Source organism: Novosphingobium sp. MD-1 (assembly GCF_001014975.1).
GTDB lineage: Bacteria > Pseudomonadota > Alphaproteobacteria > Sphingomonadales > Sphingomonadaceae > Novosphingobium.
The window spans coordinates 50,194-67,029 of sequence record NZ_BBXA01000022.1 but is presented as its reverse complement, the minus strand read 5'-3'; the positions used below and the strand labels follow the sequence as shown (position 1 = coordinate 67,029).

Here is a 16,836-nt window from a genome sequence, read left to right as displayed (position 1 = left end):
CCCGTCTGCCCCACCGCCCCGATCATCTCCGCCCGGACCTCGTCCGCCAATGCCCGCAAACGCGGCAACGGCCAGCCCCGAAAATCCGATGGCGCTTCTACTCCCTCCAGCAAGGGACGATCTCGTTCTAACGACATCCCTGCGCCTTACACCCTTGCCCCCGGCCTGTCGATTGTGACAAGCCGGCAACGTCCGATGGAAAAATGCGATAAATGACCCGTCCATGACCGCGAAACCCGCCACGGGCGCCACCATCAGGCCCGCGCGCCTGGCCGATCTTGCCGCGCTGCAAAGCGTGATGGACCTGGCGATCGGCACGCTGCAATCCGCGTTTCTTGCCCCCGCCCAGATCGCGGCCAGCCGGGCGGTGATGGGCCTGGACCGGCAGCTGGTGGCGGATGGCACCTATTTCATCGCCGAAGCCGATGGCGCGCTGGCCGGCTGTGGCGGGTGGAGCCGGCGCGCGACGCTCTACGGCGGCGATCACAGCGCGGGCTTGCGCGAACCGCGCCTGCTCGATCCGGCCACCGAGGCCGCCCGGGTCCGCGCGATGTACACGCATCCGGCGTTCGCGCGGCGCGGCATCGGCCGGGCGCTGCTGGCCCATTGCGAGGCGGCGGCCCGCGCCGAAGGCTTCGCGCGCTGCGAACTGATGGCGACGCTGGCCGGCGAACCGCTTTACCGAGTGGCCGGGTACGTTGTGATCGAGGAGATCGTGGACGATCGCGGCGGCGCCCCCGTGCCGCTCAAGCGCATGGGGAAAGTGCTTTAACCGCAATCCCCGCAGCGGCCGCGGATTTCCACCACCGGCCGCACATCGGCGAAGCCCGCATCCTGCGCCGCCTGGCGCAAGGCACCGGTCAGGCGATCGTCATCGATATGGATCGTATGCCCGCACGAATCGCAGATCAGGAAGATGCAATCGTGCCGGCAACCGGGATGGCTGTTCGCGACATAGGCGTTGGCGCTTTCCACCCGCCGGGCCAGGTTGGTGCGCACGAACAGGTCGAGGATGCGATAGACGCTGTTGGCGGCCACACGCTTGCCCCGCCGCGCGCCCACGGTTTCGGCGATGTCATAGGCCGAGGCGGGCTTTTCCCGTTCGGCCAGCGCTTCGAACACGTCGGCGCGCATGTCGGTCCATTGTTCGCCCGAGGCGACGAGAACGTCACGCGCGGCGCCGACCAGCGTGTCTCCGACATGTTCGTGATGATGATGCCCCGGCATGTGCCCTAGATAGGAGCGCCGCACGCCCGGTGCAATCGCCCCGGAGCCGCCGCGCCCGCTACCTTCAGTTCACCGTGAACGATGCTTTCCAGAACTGCGGGAACGTGCGCTTCAGCGCATCGACCTTGGGAACGTCCCAGCGGCGGATATAGCCGTGATCGGGGTTCCGCAGCATGAAATCCTGGTGATAGGCCTCCGCCGCGTAGAACCCGCGGTTGGGCTCGATCGCGGTGACGATCGGCGCGCGCCACAGGTTCGTCCGCCGCAGCTGCGCGACATAGGCGGCGGCCACGCGCGCCTGTTCCGGGCTCTGCGGCACGATGGCGTTGCGATACTGCGTGCCGACGTCCGGCCCCTGCCGGTTGAGCTGGGTGGGATCGCTGGCGACGCCGAAGAATATCCGCAGCAGCTCGTCATAGCGGATGCGCGCCGGATCGTAAGTGATCCGCACCGATTCCGCATGGCCGGTGCGCCCGGTGCTGACGGTTTCGTACCGCGCCTCGCGCGCGCCGCCGCCTTCGAAGCCCGATACCACGCTGGTCACGCCCTTCACGTGGCTGAACACCGCCTCCATGCCCCAGAAGCAGCCGCCGGCGAATACCGCCGTGCGCCGTCCGGGCGCCTCGCTGGCCTTCACCGCCGCTTCGGGCGTGGCGACCACGCCTTCGGCCTGCGCGGGCTGCTGGCAGGCGGCCAGCACGAGGGCAAGCGCAACGGCCAGGCCCGGTGCCCGCCGCATTATCACCGCGCTCCGGACGCGGGCGCGGCGGCCTGCGCCCCGCCTACCGCCACGCCCGCCTTGGCGCTTTCCGCGCGCACGTCCGAGCCGATCGAAAGCGCCATGCCGGCCGTACCGATCAGGAAGCCGACGAGGAGAGCACGGAAGAAGTCAGGCGTGAACAGGCCCATGAGGGGATCTCTTGGCAATGGCGGCAGGGCGCCCTGGGAACGTATGTCGATCATGCCCGGTTCTTCGCCGCCGCGCTGTGAAGCGTTACACAGCCGGCGACATTTTGCGGAGCAACACGGCGCGGCCCACGTAGGGAGCCTTGTCGGCAGGACAAGAGGCATTCGACGATCGACATGGTCGATCCGGTCCAAATGCGACGAACGGAGGATGCCGGAAGCGGCCTTTCAGGCGCGCAGGCTGACCCATATGGGCGCGTGGTCGCTCGCCTTCTCGCGCCCGCGATAGGCCTTGTCGACTCCGGCCGCCACCAGCCGGTCGGCCAGTTCGGGCGAGAGCAGCGCGTGATCGATGCGGAAGCCGTGGTCGCGCTGCCACGCGCCGGCCTGATAATCCCAGAACGTCCACACCCCGCCGCGCGGGTTGTGCAGGTCGATCGCGTCGATCCAGCCATCGTTGATCAGGCGGCGATAGGCATCGCGCGATTCGGGCTGCATCAGCGCGTCGGTGGCCATCGCACGGACCGAGAACGTGTCCTTGTCCTCGGGAATCACGTTGTAGTCGCCGATCACCAGCGCGGGGATCTCCTGCGCGGCAATCTCGGCCATGCGGGCGCGGAGGCGCTCCATCCAGCGCAGCTTGTAATCGAACTTCGGCCCCGGCTGCGGATTGCCGTTGGGCAGGTAGATGCACACCACGCGCAGCCCGAACACGTCGGCTTCGAGATAGCGCGCATGTTCGTCGTCCGGATCGCCGGGCAGCCCGCGATGCGCTTCCACCGGCTTCTCGCCATCCGCCAGGATCGCCACGCCGTTGAAGCCCTTCTGGCCGTGCCAGATGGCGTGGTAGCCGATCTTCTCGAACTCCGCGGCGGGGAAACCTTCGTCCTGCGTCTTGATCTCCTGCAGGCAGGCGACCGCGGGGCGGGTTTCCTCCAGCCATTCGAGCAGGCGCGGCAGGCGCGCCTTGATGCCGTTGATGTTGAAGCTGGCAACCTTGAGCGTGTTCATACCGCGAAAGAGGAGCCGCAACCGCAGCCCGATGCCGCGTTGGGATTGGTCACGCGGAAGGCCGAACCGCCCAGCGATTCGACATATTCGACCACGCTGCCCGCCAGCAGATCAAGGCTGACCGGATCCACGACCAGCCGCACGCCGTCGGTCTCCGCGATCGAATCGTCGTCCTGCGCCGCTTCGTCCAGCCCGAAGCGGTACTGGAAGCCCGAACAGCCGCCGCCTTCCACCGAAAGCCGGAGAATGGCGGGCTTGCCCTGCTTCGCGGCGATCGCGGCGATGCGGGTGGCTGCACTGGGTGCAAGCGAGACGGCGGGTTCGGTCATGCCCGACAAGATAGGCATGGTCGGCCCGTCACTCAAGCGGCGCCGTCAGACTCCCGGATTTCAGGCTCCGCTTCAGGCCTGCTGGATATAGACCCGCATGGCGTCCGCTTCGGCCTCGATGCGGTCGATGCGGTACTTCACCAGATCACCGATCGAGACGAAGGCGACCATCCGTCCGTTCTCGACCACCGGCAGGTGGCGGAACCGCCGCCGCGTCATCAGCGCGAGCGCTTCCATGACCGACGTGTCCGGCGCGATCGTGATCACCGGCGCGGTCATCACGTCGCGCACCTTCATCCGCAGGGCGTCGGCCCCGTGGTTCTGCAGCGAATAGAGCACATCGCGCTCGGAGAAGATGCCGGCCACGCCGTCCCCATCGCCATCCTGCACGGGAAGCGCGCCGATGCGCTTCTTCGCGAGCACTTCAACCGCATCGGCCACGGTATCTTCGGCATGGCACCGCCACACCTCCGCTCCGCGCCCGGCAATCAGCCTGGCAATGGTCATGACGCTATCCTTCCCCGTTAGGTGCAACCTCTTCCTGATCCGGGCTTGCCGGTCCCCGCCCTGGCTTGCGCCATCGCGGTTCGCTGCCCGTTCGATCGATCATGCCACCATCGCGGTGACAGTAAAGAGCGTTGACGGCGAAAGCGATTGCCAGCCCCTGCCGCGCGGCGCATGGAGAGCCGCGATATGCCCAGAATATCCCCGCTCGACGACCCCGCGAACGCCCGCTTCGCCTGGGCGCGCTATTTCCGGCTGATGCGCTGGATGGGGCTGGTCACGCTGTGCGTGATCGCGATGGTCGCGACCTATCTCTACGAGGTGGTCGGCTTCGTCTCGATCCATCTCTACATCGCGATCACCCTGGGCATCGGCCTGACGATGATGCTGATGGCGGCGCTGATGGGGCTGGTGTTCCTGTCCAGCGGCACCGGGCACGACGAGGCGATCGAAGACCCGTTCGAGCACGACGAAGGGTGGGGCGGATAGGCTTCAGCCTGCCGGCGGATTGAGCCGGTAATCCTCCACCGGCACGCCGCCGATCAGGTGTTCCTGAAGAATCCGCTCCAGCACCGGCGGCGTGCAGGAATGATACCACACGCCTTCCGGATAGACGACCGCCACCGGCCCGGCGAGGCACACGCGCAGGCATCCCGCCTTGTTGCGCAGCACGCCCGACGATCCGCCCAGCTTCAGTTCGCCCAGCCGCTTCTTGAGGAAGGCCCAGCTTTGCTGCCCCACTTCGCGCGGGCAGCACTTGTCCTTTTCCGGATCGACGCAAAGGAAGATATGCCGGCGCGGCGCGAAGCCGCCCAGCTTTTCAAGCGCGCTTTCGGCCTGGGCCAGTTCTTCGGGCGAAACGGTCATGCGCGGAGCATCCATTGATCGATCGCGGCACGCGCCGCATCGGGGAGCGGGTGGGGCCTGTCCCCGTCGGCGCAGACGATCACGGTCCGCGCGGTGGCGACGGCGGCATCGCCCTGCACCAGCAATTGCTGCACGGTCCAGCTCGTCCGCCCGACCGCGACCGCGCCCACGTGGCAGCGCAGCGGCTGCGGGTAATGCCCCTGCGCCAGATAGTCGATCGAAACGCTCGCCACCATCGCGCGCAGCGGGCGGATTACGGTGCGGAAGCCCAGCGCCTCGTTGAAGCGCACGCGCGCATCTTCCAGCACCGCAGCTATGGCCACATTGTTGATGTGGTCGTTGGGATCGAGATCGGCGAAGCGGGTCGTGATTTCGAGGTCGAACGGATAGCGCGCGGCATTGAGCAGCGCCGGATCGGGTTTCGCCACGGCTCAGTCTGCCTTCCCGCCGCCGACAACGCCGTCACGATGCAGCCAGCGATCCAGCCAGGCGAACACCGTCTCATGCCATTGCAGTGAATTCTTCGCCTTGAGCACCCAGTGGTTCTCGTCGGGGAAGACCAGCAGTTCGGACGGGACCTTGCGCATCTGCAACGCGGTGAAGGCGGCAAGGCCCTGGGTATAGGGAATGCGGAAGTCCTTCTCGCTCGTCACCACCAGCATCGGCGTCTTCCACTTGGCCACGTGGTTCACCGGGTTCCACTTCTCGAACTCCTCGGGCGCCTCATAATAGGCGTGTCCGCCGTGTTCCCATTCGTCGAACCACAGCTCCTCGGTTTCGTAGGCCATGGCACGCGCGTCGAACACGCCATCGTGCTGGACGATGCACTTGAACTTGTCGGGCCACTGGCCCTCGATCCAGTTCATCATGTACCCGCCATAGGATGCGCCCATCGCGCAGGCGTTGCCATCGTCGATCTGGGGATCGGCCGCCGCCGCCGCGGCCAGGCCCTTCTGCAGGTCCTCCAGCGGCTTGCCGCCCCAGTCGCGGTTGATGGCATCGACGAAGGCCTGGCCGTAGCCGGTGGAGCCGTGGAAATCGATCGCGACCACGGCATAGCCCTGGCTCGCCACGACACGCGCGTTCCAGCGGTTGGACCAGTCGTCGTTGAACGAGCCCTGCGGTCCGCCATGGACATAGAGGATCGCCGGCAGCTTGCCGGTGGTACCGGCGGGCTTGGTCACCCAGCCCCAAACGGTATCGCCGCTCGCGCCCGTGAAGCTGAGGCGGCGGGTCACCACCGGGGCGCGTTCAGCCATGGTCGTGGCCGCCACGTCGGTCACGCGCAGTCCCGGCTTGCCCGCCTTGGCCACGTAGAGCTCGGCCGGCGCGTCGATCGTATCGCGCAGGAACACCACCCTCCCGTCTTTGAGCGGCAGAACGTTGCTGATGTGCCCTTCGCGCGCCTTGTCGGGCGACAGCGCCAGCCGCGCAACCTTGCCGCTCGCCGCGTCGATGCGGAACGCGGGCGTATCGAGCACGTCCTCGGCCGTGGCGATCAGGGCCTTGCCGTCGGGCGTCCAGGTCAGCGACGCGACCGAACGGTCCCAGCCTTCGGTCAGCGCGCGATCCTCGCCAGTGGCCAGGTTGCGCAGGTGAACGACCAGCCGGTCGCTTTCATAGCCGGGCCGCGCCATCGCGGCATAGGCCAGCCATTTGCCGTCGGGCGAGACCGCCGGCATCGTGTCGGTCGCCGCGTTGGCGGCGGTCAGGTTCTTCGGCGCGGAACCATCGACCGGCGCCCACCACAGGTCGATGTTGGTCGAATGCGGCTCGTTCCGGTCGGCCTGCCGCGCGGCATAGATCACCGCGCGTCCATCGGCGCTCCACGCGATTTCTCCGCCATCGCCGAACGGCTTGGTCGGCGCATCGCCGACAAGGCCGCCCTGCGCCGGATCGCCATCGAGCGCGCGGCCGCTGTCGGTATCGATCCGCCCGTCGGCCCCCAGCGCGAAGGCGAACACGCGGCTGTAGTTGCCCGGTGTCTCCCATGCGTCCCAGTGCCGGACGAACCCCACGCCGTCCTTGTAAAGCCGCCCCGTGCCCGGCCCCGGCAGGCTGATGTTGCCATCGCCGGCGCACCCGCCGAACGTGGGACAGCTGCGCGCGATATCGCCCCACACGGCCAGCCGCCGGCCATCGGGCGAAAGCTTGAACCCGGCGACATCGGCCTTGAACGCCGTCACCTGCCGCGCGCTGTCGGGCGTGGCCGGCCGCACCGACCAGACTTGCGTGGTCGCGGCTGTGTCCGTGGCCGCACCGGCGGGCTTGCGGTCCGACAGCAGCCACAGCGTGCCGTCCGCCGCGAAGGCCGGATCGTTGACCGATCCCTCCCACGCCAGCTTCACCGGCGGCGCCTTGGCGTCGGTCAGCGATCTCAGCCAGATTGCCGTGGTACGCTTGTAGGTGACGGGATCGGTGGTGGTCACGGTATAGGCCGCCCATGCTCCGTCGGGCGAAACCGTGGCCGAACCCAGCCGGTTCAGCGTGACGAGGTCCTGCGCCGACATTGGCGGCGGAGCGGCTCCGGCGGCAGCGGATGCCGTGTTGGCGAAAAGGGGCGAAACGAGGCAGGCGGCCAGCAGCGCCGCGCGAAGCGAAACGGTTTTCATGGAAACCGGGTTAGCGGCTCCGCCATCGAAGGCAAAGCGAATCGGCAGGAACGCGAATCGGGTTCCGGCCTTTCCGGTCCCTCCGAACCGGACGGCGGGTCAGCTCTTCTTGCCGACGATCCGCGTGATTTCGGCGGCGACCATCCGTTCGACCATGCCTGGCAGGTTCTTTTCCAGCCATTCGGACAGCATCGGGCGCAGCATGTCGCGCACCATGCCTTCCAGCGAAGTCTCGCCCGAGCGGACGATCTGCGGCTGGGCGCCTGGTTGCGCCAGCATCGACAGAGCCGCCAGCGAATCGCGCATGGAAACCGCGGCCGTTTCCGGAAGCAGCGGCGCGTCGTCCTCGTCCGTCATGGCATCGCCCTCGTCTTCGCACGCGCCCCCCGCCAGCAGGACCTCGGCGTCCTCCTCGGCAAGATCCAGAACATCGGCCGGGCGCGCGGCAAGAGCGGCGGGTGTCGGTACGGGCGCTTCGCGCCGCGCGCGCGCCTGCGCGGATTCAGCACGGTTATCCCGCGCGATCACCTTCTTGATCGATTCGAGTATTTCCTCGACCGAAGGTTCACCAGCCTGCCGCATCGCCTTTTCGCACCCCTGAAACAGACGCTCCGAATCCCCGCCGTTACGGAGCAGTCTGAGCAGGAATTGTCGCATCCTGGGCCGGTGTGTCAACGGTGCGTGTGGATTGGGCGACAGGTGCGGGATCGTGTGCCCAGTCCCATATGTTGTTCCGGACCCGGTCGTAGTTGACTTCGGGATCGTAGAGCACGCCGCCGTCCAGCCCCAGATCCTTGGCCTGCGCCTTGCCTATGGCGGACAGCAGGTTGAAGCCGGCGACATAGGCATTGCGCCGCGCGGTAACGAGCTGGACCTGCGCGTTGAGCAGTTCCTGTTCGGCGTTGAGGATGTCGAGAATCGTGCGGTTGCCCACGGTGTTTTCCGCGCGCACGCCTTCCAGGCTGAGCGCCGCGGCGTCCACCGCCGTCTGGTTCATCGTGATCACGTCGTTCGCCGCCTTCCACGAGGAATAGGCGGCGCGCACGGTGGCGATCACCTGCCGTTCGACGCCGATCTCCTGTTCCAGCGCCGCGCCTTCGCGCGCCTGCGCCTGGCGGATCTGCGCGGCGGGCAAGCCGCCCTGGAACAGCGGGATCGTGGCCCGCACCCCGGCCTGCGCCGTGGTGTAGGGCTGGACCGACACGACCTGGTTATTTTCGGCAAACTTCAGCGAGTTGACGTAGTTGTAGTAATCGCCCGTCGCGAACAGCGAGAGCTTGGGCAGGCGCGATGCGCCGGCCGCCTTGGTGTCGAAGCCGGCGGCCTTGCTCTGTTCCTGCGCGGCCTGGAGATCGGGATTGTTGGCCAGCGCAATCTGCACCGCATCGTCGGGCGTGGCCGGCAGGCCGGGCAGCGGCGGCGGCGCTTCCAGATCGGCCGGCACCTTGCCCACCACCTGGATGTAGGTTTCGCGGCTGGTAACGAGATTGGCCTCGGCCTGCCGCAACTGCCCGCGCGCCAGCGCGAGGCGCGAGTTCGATTGCGCGACGTCGGTCCGCGTCACGTCGCCGATCTCGAAGCGGTCGCTCGTCGCCTTCAGGTTCACTTCCAGAACCTGCACGTTGCTGCGGTTGAGGCCGACGATCGCCTGATCGCGGATCACGTCCATATAGGCGGCCACGGTCTGGCTGAAGACGCCCGATTCGGTGCCGCGCAGGCTGGCCTGGCCGGCCAGCACGCGGGTTTCGGCGGCATGGACCGAATTGCGCACGGACCCGCCCGAATAGACCGGCAGACCGGCGTTGACTTCGCCCACCAGCACGCGCGCCGGCGCGGTGAACGAGACCGGGCTGTTCTTGACGAATTCGGTATAGGTCGCGGTACCGGCCAGGCTGGGCAGGCCCGGAGCCTTGGCGGCGGCGACACCCGCGTCGGTGGCGCGCTGGTTGGCGCGCGCGGCCTGCAGCGTGGGGTTGGTGTTATAGGCCCCGACCAGCGCCTCGCGCAGGTCGTCCGCCAGGGCAGGGGCGGCCGGAAGCGCCAGCGCCGATCCGAACGCCGACCCCAGCAGGGTCGCGCGCCGCCAAGCGCTTCCTCGTCCGGCCCTGTCCCTCCCCATTTTCGTCATGACGTTCAGAAGCTCCACTTCTTCGGCGCGGCATAGTCGGCCAGCGCCGCGAAATCCGCTTCGCCCAGGCTGGCGAACGCGATTTCGCCCGCCACCTTGCGGCCGATGGCCAGCCGCGCCACGCCGCGTTCGATCAGGCCGGTAACGACACGGCCGTCGTCGGCGAGCGCCGCCACGAGCGCCGCGGGCGCCACTTCGATCGCGCCATCGATCAGGATCAGCGAATAGGGACCGCCCTCCACGGTGGCACCGGGCGCGGCCAGCGTAACGCTGCCCACCAGCCTGCCCACCACGGCGGCGAGATAGGCGCCGGGCTTGCCGATCACCAGCACCGTGTCGGCAGGCTCCGGTTCGGCGGCGGTCAGCATCTGCCCATGCGTCAGCGCGGGGGCCAGCACCGTGCCATCGCCCAGTGGCACCGCGCGATCGGCATAGGCCACCGCGCGCCGTTCCGCCGGCACGAAATCCTCCCGCGGGATCGCGGCGAAAGCGGCGAGAATCGCCGGATCGTTGACGCCGCTCACCCGGAGCTGGCTGTCGATCATCGCGCGCCGCGCCGGGGCAAGGTCCGCACCGGTCTCGGCGCCCATCGGCCGATCTTCCACCACTGTCATGCTATCCCTCGTAACTGGCCTGCAAAAGCGACCCGCCACTGTATTACACCATCAATACACCAGTGCAACGCCGGTGTCGGGGCATTCCAGTCCGGGCTTCCGGGCACCGCCTGTAGAATATCGCTTTCCCCACGCCAAGCGCTTTGCACGTCGCCCGTCGGCGCGTAAGGGGCGCCCATCGATTCAACCGGCCAATCGGTCCGGCCGGCGCCGATCGGGCAGCGATCGGCCGGTAGCGGCCAGCCAGCGACGAAGGAGTCAGCGACAATGGCGGAAATGGTGACAATCCGGGAAGAAGACCTGATCGAAAGCGTCGCCGACGCGCTGCAATACATCAGCTACTTCCATCCGATGGACTACATCCGTGCGCTGGGCGAAGCCTACAAGGCGGAACAAGGCCCGGCGGCGAAGGACGCCATCGCCCAGATCCTGACCAACAGCCGCATGTGCGCCGAAGGCCACCGGCCGATCTGCCAGGACACCGGCATCGTCAATGTCTTCATCCAGTGGGGGCAGGATTGTCGCCTCGAATCCGACCGTTCGCTGCAGGACGTCGTCGATGAAGGCGTGCGCCGCGCCTACCTGAACCCGGACAACAAGCTGCGCGCCTCGGTGCTGGCGGACCCGGCCTTCACCCGCCGCAACACCAAGGACAACACGCCCTGCGTGCTCCATGTCGATATGGTGAAGGGCGGCAAGGTTTCGGTCGATGTCGCAGCCAAGGGCGGCGGGTCGGAAAACAAGTCCAAGTTCAAGATGATGAACCCCAGCGATTCGATCGTGGACTGGGTGGTGGAGATGCTGCCCCAGATGGGCGCCGGCTGGTGCCCGCCGGGCATGCTCGGCATCGGCATCGGCGGCACGGCGGAACATTGCGTGCTGCTGGCCAAGAAGGCGCTGATGGAGCCGATCGACATGGCCCAGCTCAAGGAGCGCGGGCCGCAGAACGATATCGAGAAGCTGCGCATCGAAATCTTCGACAAGGTCAACGCGCTCGGCATCGGCGCGCAGGGCCTGGGCGGGCTGTCGACGATCCTCGACGTCAAGATCATGGACGCGCCGTGCCACGCCGCCGGCAAGCCGATCGCGATGATCCCCAACTGCGCCGCCACGCGCCACGCGCACTTCACGCTCGACGGCTCCGGCCCCAGCTTCCTCGAACGCCCCAAGCTCGATGAATGGCCCGAAGTCCACTGGGCGCCCGACAGCGCGGCGAAGCGCGTCGATCTCGACAGCCTGACGCCCGAAGAGGTGCAGGGCTGGAAGGCGGGCGACCGCCTGCTGCTCAACGGCCGCATGCTGACCGGCCGCGATGCCGCGCACAAGCGGATCAAGGACATGCTGGCCAAGGGCGAGGAACTGCCCGTCGATTTCCGCGGCCGCGTGATCTACTATGTCGGCCCGGTCGATCCGGTGCGCGACGAAGTGGTCGGCCCCGCCGGCCCCACCACCGCCACGCGCATGGACAGCTTCTCCGACCAGATGCTGGACCTGGGCCTGCTGGCCAGCGTGGGCAAGGCGGAGCGCGGCCCTTCGGCCACGCAATCGATCGCCAACCACAAGTCCGCCTACCTCATGGCGGTCGGCGGCGCCGCCTACCTTGTCGCGCGCGCGATCAAGGAAGCGAAAGTCGTCGGCTTCGCGGATCTGGGCATGGAAGCGATCTACGAATTCACCGTGCAGGACATGCCGGTGACCGTGGCCGTCGACAGCGAAGGCCAGAACGTCCACCAGCTCGCCCCGCTGGTGTGGAAGAAGAAGATCGCCGAGGAAGGCCTGCTGCCCGCCTGACGCGGTTTGACGCAATGCAGGGCCGGGGGTTCGCACGGGACGCCCGGCCCTGCGCCGCCGAATGCTCGACCAACCGCAGACTCCCCCCGACCAGCCGCGCTGGCGCTGGCGCTTGAACGCGGTGTAGAAGGCGGCAATGGCTTCCAGTTCCGCCTATCCCATCGGAGAAGCAGACACGCTCTCCGCCCGCCCCCATGTTCCCGCCCGGCAGGTCGTGCTGTCGGCGGCCGCGCTGTGGCTGTGCTACTTCCTGCTCGTTACCGTGCGCGGCATGGTGGTCGAACTGGGCGAATTCCAGGAACTGCTGTGGCGGCGCGCGCTGGTCACGCTGGCCGGAATCGTGGTCACGCTGCTGGCCTGGCCGCTGCTCCGCCGCTTCGACGGGCGCGGCATCGGCCTGCGCATCGGCGCGTCGCTGGTCATCATGCTGCCCGCCGCGCTGGCGCTGGCGGTCATCAACCAGCAGGCCTTCGCCTCGATCGAACAGCGCATCATGGAGCGCAAGCTCAACGAGGAAGCGGCGAAGGAGCCCGGCAGCGCGCGCCCCACGGCGCCAACCGATGCGGGCAGCCCGTCACCCGCGCCGGGGCAGACCACCGCTGCCGCACCTTCCGGCGGCATCAGGATGCGGCATGACCTGTCGGGCAACGTTCTGGTCGACCTGCCCGATCCGGTCGCGCCGAAAGCATCCTCGCCGCCGCCGTCGCCACCGGAACCACCGGCCGCGCAGGTTCCCCCCGCCCCGCCACCGGCGCCCGATTTCCCGCTGACCGTGCGCCGCAACGCGGATGGCAGCTCCGAGATGATCGCGCCGGGCGGCGTAATCGTGCGCCATAACGCGGACGGCACCGCGCAGGTCCGCGCCGGCCGGATGACGGCGGATGTCGATGGCGACGACGCTGACGACATTGCCCGCGCAATCGAGAACGCGCGCCGCCAGGTCGGCGATGGCCGCGCGCAGGGCGCCGAAGCCCGCCGCATCGCTTCCATGGAACGCCGCAAGGCCATGGAGGAAGGCCGCCGCATCGCCGCCGAGGAACGGCGCAAGGCGTTCGAGGAAGTCCGCCGCGAACTGGCGGAAGCGGGCATCACCGTTCCGCCTCCGCCGGCCCCGGCCGCCGCGATGCCGGCGCCGCCCGCGCCGCCGGCTCCCACGCGGGCGGCATCCGCGCCCGCCAGCAAGCCATCGCCCACGCCAGCCGCCACGAACCGCCCGGCAGCGCCCGCGCACAAACCCCATGCGGCTGCAACGCGGACAGCACCTGCCACCAGCCCTTCTCCCTCAGCGTCTGCTTCCCCCGCCGCTGCCGCATCGGCTGTCGCTCCTCCGCCACAGCCGTCGGCACCGCCTTCCGCAAGCGCCAGCGCCGAACCCTATGAATTCGCCATCGTGCGCAACGCGATGCACGAGGAAGGACTGTGGCGGCAGCTCACCGATGTCGCGCTGGGCCGCTATTTCCTGCTGATCGCCTGGGCCGCGCTCTACCTCGCGCTCGGCAATGGCGAGATGGCGCGCGCCGCCGAATGGCGCGAGGGCGAATACCGCCGCGCCGCCAAGGCCGCGGAGCTGCGCTCGCTGCGCTATCAGGTGAACCCGCATTTCCTGTTCAACACGCTCAATTCGCTGTCCGCGCTGGTCATGACAGGGCGCGGCGAACAGGCCGAACGAATGATCCAGACGATCTCCAGCTTCTACCGCCACAGCCTGGCCGCCGATCCCACGTCGGACGTGCCGCTGGCCGACGAGATCGCGCTGCAGCGCCACTACCTCGAAATCGAGGCGGTGCGCTTTCCCGACCGGCTGCGTACCGAATTCGACGTGCCGGAAAACCTTGCCCAAGCCTGCGTGCCCGGCATGATCCTGCAGCCGCTGGTCGAAAACTCGATCAAATATGCTGTCTCCGCCACCACGCGGCCGGTCACCATCCGCATCAGCGCGCGCGAGGCCGACGGGCTGCTGGTGCTGACCGTGGCCGACGACGGGCCGGGCAAGGCCAGCGGAAACGGTGGCACCGGCATTGGCCTTGCCAACGTGCGCAACCGGCTGGCCGCGCGCTTCGGCGATTTCGCGCATGTCGATAGCGGCCCCCTGCCGGCGGGGGGCTATGCCACGGTGCTCACCATCCCCCGCGTGGACGGCGGGAACTGCTGAACGGGCATGGAAGAACAGACGGGAGGAAACGGTATGCGAACCCTGATCGTGGACGACGAGCCGCTGGCGGTGGAACGGATGCAGATCCTCTGTTCGCGCCTGCCCGCGATCACCGTGGTCGGCACTGCCAGCGATGGCGCGGCTGCACTGCGGCTGGTCGAGGCGTTAGCGCCCGACCTGATCCTGCTCGACATGACGATGCCCGAAGTGGACGGCCTTTCGGTGGCGCGCCAGCTTTCCGGCCAGGCGCAGCGGCCGGCGGTGATCTTCGTGACCGCGCACGATCACTTCGCCGTGGAAGCCTTCGACCTCGATGCGGTGGACTATGTGCTGAAGCCTGTGGCGCAGGACCGGCTGGAACGCGCGATCGAGCGCGCGCTCGCCAGGATCGCCAATGGAGCCGCCACCCCCACCACGGAACCATCGGCCGCCGCGCCGTCCAAGGGTGACTGGATCGAGGAATTCTGGGTGCCGCACCGCTCCGAACTGGTCCGCGTCGCCGCCGCCGACATCGAGCGCATCGATGCCGAGCGCGACTATGTGCGGCTGCACGTGGGGCCACGCAGCTACCTGATGCTGCACACGATCCAGGGCCTGGAAAACCGGCTCGATCCCGATCGCTTCATCCGCCTGCACCGCTCGACGATCGTGCGACGGGACCGGATCAACGGGTTGCGGCACGATGGCCTTGGCGTCTGGTCGGCGGAACTGGCGGATGGCACGCCGCTCCGGATCGGACGCACCTATCTGGCCAAGGCCAAGGCGATGGCAGGGCGCTGATCCCCGGCGTCCGGGATTCTCAGCGTTTCGCTTCCGGCACATGCCGGCCCTTGCAGATCTCGCAGCGGCGCCAGCAGGTGACGCCCGGCATGGCATCGGCGGGCTTCAATCCCGGTACCGGGCGCAGCCCTTCGAGGATCCATGGCGCCACGCCCTCGGGCGCGGCCTTGCTGTGGCAGAGCAGGCAGGTCTTGCGGTAGGTTTCGCGGGTGAGGCCCGAATGGTCCTCCTGCGCGCCGACGGGGCCGGACCACAGGGCGAGCGGCGCGATCGCCAGAGCCGCCATCATCGATGCCCGAATCCCGTTTCGTCCCAATCCGCGCACCCTGCCACTCCTCCGGACAATCGCCAGCGAGAGGAGAGTTGCCGCAAATTCGGACGATCGTCCAGCTTCAAGACGTCACGCGCGCGGCGCCATGCGGCGATAACTGAGCGCTTCGGCGACGTGGACGCGGCTGACCGTCTCCGAGCCGCCGAGATCGGCGATCGTGCGCGCCACACGCAGCATCCGGGTATAGCCCCGCGCCGACAGCCGCATCGCTTCCGCCGCCTGCAACAGCAGCCTGCGGCCCGGCTCGTCCGGGGTGGCGTGGCGATCGAGCAACTCGCCATCGAGCTCGGCATTGTTGCGCCGCCCGCTGCCCGCCAGCCGCGCCGTCTGGATCGCGCGCGCGGCCGCCACGCGGGCGGCCACCTCGTCCGATCCTTCCGCCGGCGGCGGCAAGGCGAGATCGGCCGCGGACACCGGATCGACCTCGACATGCAGGTCGATCCGGTCGAGCAGCGGGCCGGACACCTTGCTCTGGTAATCCGCCGCGCATTTCGGCGCGCGGCTGCATCCCAGCGCCGGATCGCCGAGATGGCCGCAGCGGCACGGGTTCATCGCCGCGACCAGCTGAACGCGCGCGGGGAAGGTGACATGGGCATTGGCCCGCGCCACCGAGACTTCGCCCGCTTCCAGCGGCTGGCGCAGCGAATCGAGCACCGCGCGCTGGAATTCGGGCAGTTCGTCGAGGAACAGCACGCCCAGGTGCGCCAGGCTGACCTCGCCCGGCCGCACGCGCAGGCCCCCGCCGGTCAGCGCCGCCATCGAAGCGGAATGGTGCGGGCTGCGGAACGGACGCGCGCGGCTGATCCGCCCGTCCTCCAGCAGCCCGGCGACCGAGGCGACCATCGAGACTTCCAGCGCCTCGGCCGGCGTCAGTTCGGGCAGGATACCCGGCAGGCACGATGCCATCAGCGACTTGCCCGCGCCGGGCGGGCCGATCATCAGCAGGTTGTGCCCGCCCGCCGCCGCGATCTCCAGCGCGCGCTTGGCGGTTTCCTGCCCTTTCACCTGCTTCAGGTCCGCCATGCGGCGCGGCGGATCAGCCTCGCCCGGCGCGGGCGGAGGCAGGCGCTGCGTGCCTTTCAGGTGGTTGAGCAACGACACGAGGTTGGGCGCGGCGATCACGTCGATCCCGCTGGCCCAGCGCGCCTCGGTGCCTTGCGCCGCCGGGCAGATCAGGCCCTTGTCCGCCCCGCTGGCATGAAGCGCCGCCAGAAGTACTCCGGGGCTGGCGATGATCCGCCCGTCCAGCGCCAGTTCGCCCACGGCCAGATAGTCCGCGATCTGTTCGCGATCGACCACGCCCATCGCCGCCAGCAGCGCCAGCGCGACCGGCAGGTCGTAATGCGAGCCTTCCTTGGGCAGGTCGGCCGGTGAAAGGTTGATGGTGATGCGCTTGGGCGGCAGGGCCAGCCCCAATGCGGCGAGCGCGGACTGCACCCGCTCGCGGCTTTCGCCCACCGCCTTGTCGGGCAGGCCGACCAGCCGGAACGCGGGCAGGCCCGGCGCGATCTGGCACTGGACTTCCACCGCGCGGGCGTCCAGCCCCAGATAGGCCACTGTCGAAACCAGCGCGACCATCGGTCC

20 protein-coding genes are annotated in these 16,836 nt (G+C 68.5%); 6 read left to right on the top strand and 14 right to left on the bottom strand.

Features of this window, described 5'->3' with window-relative positions; translation table 11 throughout:
- A partial coding sequence (locus NMD1_RS21490) for a hypothetical protein (RefSeq protein WP_233497437.1) occupies positions 1 to 216 on the top strand: 216 nt, incomplete at its 5' end.
- 7 nt (positions 217 to 223) lie between these two features.
- Positions 224 to 772, top strand: a complete 549-nt coding sequence (locus tag NMD1_RS08005; protein ID WP_125954337.1) for a GNAT family N-acetyltransferase — start codon at positions 224 to 226, stop codon at positions 770 to 772.
- On the opposite strand, the gene NMD1_RS08000 is transcribed toward NMD1_RS08005, so the two are convergent.
- From NMD1_RS08000 to NMD1_RS07975, 6 genes are all read right to left on the bottom strand, one after another.
- A complete protein-coding gene (locus NMD1_RS08000; RefSeq protein ID WP_125954344.1) occupies positions 769 to 1,227 on the bottom strand; it encodes a Fur family transcriptional regulator in 459 nt (152 codons plus the stop codon). The genes NMD1_RS08005 and NMD1_RS08000 overlap by 4 nt on opposite strands.
- Before the next feature lie 64 nt (positions 1,228 to 1,291).
- Entirely contained in the window at positions 1,292 to 1,966 is a 675-nt protein-coding gene (gene msrA, locus NMD1_RS07995; protein ID WP_125954336.1) for a peptide-methionine (S)-S-oxide reductase MsrA, read from the bottom strand.
- 2 nt (positions 1,967 to 1,968) lie between these two features.
- Positions 1,969 to 2,190 carry a hypothetical protein gene (locus tag NMD1_RS21220; RefSeq protein ID WP_125954335.1) on the bottom strand — a complete coding sequence of 74 codons (222 nt, stop codon included), beginning with the start codon at positions 2,188 to 2,190 and terminating at the stop codon, positions 1,969 to 1,971.
- 171 nt (positions 2,191 to 2,361) lie between these two features.
- Positions 2,362 to 3,144, bottom strand: a complete 783-nt coding sequence (xth, locus tag NMD1_RS07985) for an exodeoxyribonuclease III (RefSeq protein ID WP_125954334.1) — start codon at positions 3,142 to 3,144, stop codon at positions 2,362 to 2,364.
- Complete coding sequence (gene erpA, locus NMD1_RS07980; protein WP_124811387.1) at positions 3,141 to 3,473, bottom strand: iron-sulfur cluster insertion protein ErpA; 333 nt, start codon at positions 3,471 to 3,473, stop codon at positions 3,141 to 3,143. The genes xth and erpA overlap by 4 nt, the downstream gene beginning before the upstream one ends.
- A gap of 72 nt (positions 3,474 to 3,545) precedes the next feature.
- Positions 3,546 to 3,980, bottom strand: coding sequence for a CBS domain-containing protein (locus NMD1_RS07975; protein WP_124811378.1), 435 nt, complete (start codon positions 3,978 to 3,980; stop codon positions 3,546 to 3,548).
- Positions 3,981 to 4,166: 186 nt separating this feature from the next.
- On the opposite strand from NMD1_RS07975, the gene NMD1_RS07970 reads away from it, so the two are divergent.
- The gene (locus tag NMD1_RS07970) at positions 4,167 to 4,466 is read left to right on the top strand and encodes a hypothetical protein (RefSeq protein WP_124811379.1); all 300 of its coding nucleotides are present in this window, start codon (positions 4,167 to 4,169) and stop codon (positions 4,464 to 4,466) included.
- Between the two features lie 3 nt (positions 4,467 to 4,469).
- Here the strand turns inward: NMD1_RS07970 and NMD1_RS07965 are convergent, their stop codons facing one another.
- The 6 genes from NMD1_RS07965 to NMD1_RS07940 form a co-directional block, all read right to left on the bottom strand.
- On the bottom strand, positions 4,470 to 4,844 hold the full coding sequence (locus NMD1_RS07965; protein WP_124811380.1) for a ferredoxin: 375 nt from the start codon (positions 4,842 to 4,844) through the stop codon (positions 4,470 to 4,472).
- Positions 4,841 to 5,272, bottom strand: coding sequence for a thioesterase family protein (locus tag NMD1_RS07960; RefSeq protein WP_125954333.1), 432 nt, complete (start codon positions 5,270 to 5,272; stop codon positions 4,841 to 4,843). Before NMD1_RS07960 ends, NMD1_RS07965 begins: the two co-directional genes overlap by 4 nt.
- A gap of 3 nt (positions 5,273 to 5,275) precedes the next feature.
- Positions 5,276 to 7,456, bottom strand: a complete 2,181-nt coding sequence (locus tag NMD1_RS07955; RefSeq protein WP_125954332.1) for a S9 family peptidase — start codon at positions 7,454 to 7,456, stop codon at positions 5,276 to 5,278.
- Between the two features lie 99 nt (positions 7,457 to 7,555).
- On the bottom strand, positions 7,556 to 8,038 hold the full coding sequence (locus NMD1_RS07950; protein WP_125954331.1) for a DUF2497 domain-containing protein: 483 nt from the start codon (positions 8,036 to 8,038) through the stop codon (positions 7,556 to 7,558).
- A 43-nt stretch (positions 8,039 to 8,081) separates the two neighbouring features.
- Complete coding sequence (locus tag NMD1_RS07945) at positions 8,082 to 9,584, bottom strand: TolC family outer membrane protein (RefSeq protein ID WP_233497435.1); 1,503 nt, start codon at positions 9,582 to 9,584, stop codon at positions 8,082 to 8,084.
- A gap of 5 nt (positions 9,585 to 9,589) precedes the next feature.
- Positions 9,590 to 10,198 carry a protein-L-isoaspartate O-methyltransferase gene (locus NMD1_RS07940; RefSeq protein WP_125954330.1) on the bottom strand — a complete coding sequence of 203 codons (609 nt, stop codon included), beginning with the start codon at positions 10,196 to 10,198 and terminating at the stop codon, positions 9,590 to 9,592.
- Positions 10,199 to 10,465: 267 nt separating this feature from the next.
- On the opposite strand from NMD1_RS07940, the gene NMD1_RS07935 reads away from it, so the two are divergent.
- The 3 genes from NMD1_RS07935 to NMD1_RS07925 all read left to right on the top strand — a co-directional run bounded on the left by NMD1_RS07935 (position 10,466) and on the right by NMD1_RS07925 (position 14,921).
- On the top strand, positions 10,466 to 11,989 hold the full coding sequence (locus tag NMD1_RS07935) for a fumarate hydratase (protein WP_124811385.1): 1,524 nt from the start codon (positions 10,466 to 10,468) through the stop codon (positions 11,987 to 11,989).
- A gap of 136 nt (positions 11,990 to 12,125) precedes the next feature.
- Complete coding sequence (locus NMD1_RS21755) at positions 12,126 to 14,141, top strand: sensor histidine kinase (protein ID WP_375600793.1); 2,016 nt, start codon at positions 12,126 to 12,128, stop codon at positions 14,139 to 14,141.
- Between the two features lie 33 nt (positions 14,142 to 14,174).
- Positions 14,175 to 14,921, top strand: a complete 747-nt coding sequence (locus tag NMD1_RS07925; RefSeq protein ID WP_125954329.1) for a LytTR family DNA-binding domain-containing protein — start codon at positions 14,175 to 14,177, stop codon at positions 14,919 to 14,921.
- A 19-nt stretch (positions 14,922 to 14,940) separates the two neighbouring features.
- Here NMD1_RS07925 and NMD1_RS07920 read toward each other — a convergent pair whose 3' ends face one another.
- Positions 14,941 to 15,210, bottom strand: a complete 270-nt coding sequence (locus NMD1_RS07920; RefSeq protein WP_125954328.1) for a hypothetical protein — start codon at positions 15,208 to 15,210, stop codon at positions 14,941 to 14,943.
- A 111-nt stretch (positions 15,211 to 15,321) separates the two neighbouring features.
- A complete protein-coding gene (locus NMD1_RS07915) occupies positions 15,322 to 16,830 on the bottom strand; it encodes a YifB family Mg chelatase-like AAA ATPase (protein ID WP_125954327.1) in 1,509 nt (502 codons plus the stop codon).
- Positions 16,831 to 16,836 lie beyond the last annotated feature (6 nt).

What these genes read in the sequence shown, in the direction of transcription:
- NMD1_RS07950 (WP_125954331.1), bottom strand. Translation starts at nt 8,038, where the DNA reads ATGCGGCAGGCTGGTGAACCTTCGGTCGAGGAAATACTCGAATCGATC.
- NMD1_RS07965 (WP_124811380.1), bottom strand. Translation starts at nt 4,844, where the DNA reads ATGACCGTTTCGCCCGAAGAACTGGCCCAGGCCGAAAGCGCGCTTGAA.
- NMD1_RS08000 (WP_125954344.1), bottom strand. Translation starts at nt 1,227, where the DNA reads ATGCCGGGGCATCATCATCACGAACATGTCGGAGACACGCTGGTCGGC.
- NMD1_RS07940 (WP_125954330.1), bottom strand. Translation starts at nt 10,198, where the DNA reads ATGACAGTGGTGGAAGATCGGCCGATGGGCGCCGAGACCGGTGCGGAC.
- xth (WP_125954334.1), bottom strand. Translation starts at nt 3,144, where the DNA reads ATGAACACGCTCAAGGTTGCCAGCTTCAACATCAACGGCATCAAGGCG.
- NMD1_RS07920 (WP_125954328.1), bottom strand. Translation starts at nt 15,210, where the DNA reads ATGATGGCGGCTCTGGCGATCGCGCCGCTCGCCCTGTGGTCCGGCCCC.
- erpA (WP_124811387.1), bottom strand. Translation starts at nt 3,473, where the DNA reads ATGACCGAACCCGCCGTCTCGCTTGCACCCAGTGCAGCCACCCGCATC.
- NMD1_RS21220 (WP_125954335.1), bottom strand. Translation starts at nt 2,190, where the DNA reads ATGATCGACATACGTTCCCAGGGCGCCCTGCCGCCATTGCCAAGAGAT.
- NMD1_RS07970 (WP_124811379.1), top strand. Translation starts at nt 4,167, where the DNA reads ATGCCCAGAATATCCCCGCTCGACGACCCCGCGAACGCCCGCTTCGCC.
- NMD1_RS07925 (WP_125954329.1), top strand. Translation starts at nt 14,175, where the DNA reads ATGCGAACCCTGATCGTGGACGACGAGCCGCTGGCGGTGGAACGGATG.
- NMD1_RS07945 (WP_233497435.1), bottom strand. Translation starts at nt 9,584, where the DNA reads ATGACGAAAATGGGGAGGGACAGGGCCGGACGAGGAAGCGCTTGGCGG.
- msrA (WP_125954336.1), bottom strand. Translation starts at nt 1,966, where the DNA reads ATGCGGCGGGCACCGGGCCTGGCCGTTGCGCTTGCCCTCGTGCTGGCC.
- NMD1_RS07975 (WP_124811378.1), bottom strand. Translation starts at nt 3,980, where the DNA reads ATGACCATTGCCAGGCTGATTGCCGGGCGCGGAGCGGAGGTGTGGCGG.
- NMD1_RS08005 (WP_125954337.1), top strand. Translation starts at nt 224, where the DNA reads ATGACCGCGAAACCCGCCACGGGCGCCACCATCAGGCCCGCGCGCCTG.
- NMD1_RS07935 (WP_124811385.1), top strand. Translation starts at nt 10,466, where the DNA reads ATGGCGGAAATGGTGACAATCCGGGAAGAAGACCTGATCGAAAGCGTC.
- NMD1_RS07955 (WP_125954332.1), bottom strand. Translation starts at nt 7,456, where the DNA reads ATGAAAACCGTTTCGCTTCGCGCGGCGCTGCTGGCCGCCTGCCTCGTT.
- NMD1_RS07915 (WP_125954327.1), bottom strand. Translation starts at nt 16,830, where the DNA reads ATGGTCGCGCTGGTTTCGACAGTGGCCTATCTGGGGCTGGACGCCCGC.
- NMD1_RS21755 (WP_375600793.1), top strand. Translation starts at nt 12,126, where the DNA reads ATGGCTTCCAGTTCCGCCTATCCCATCGGAGAAGCAGACACGCTCTCC.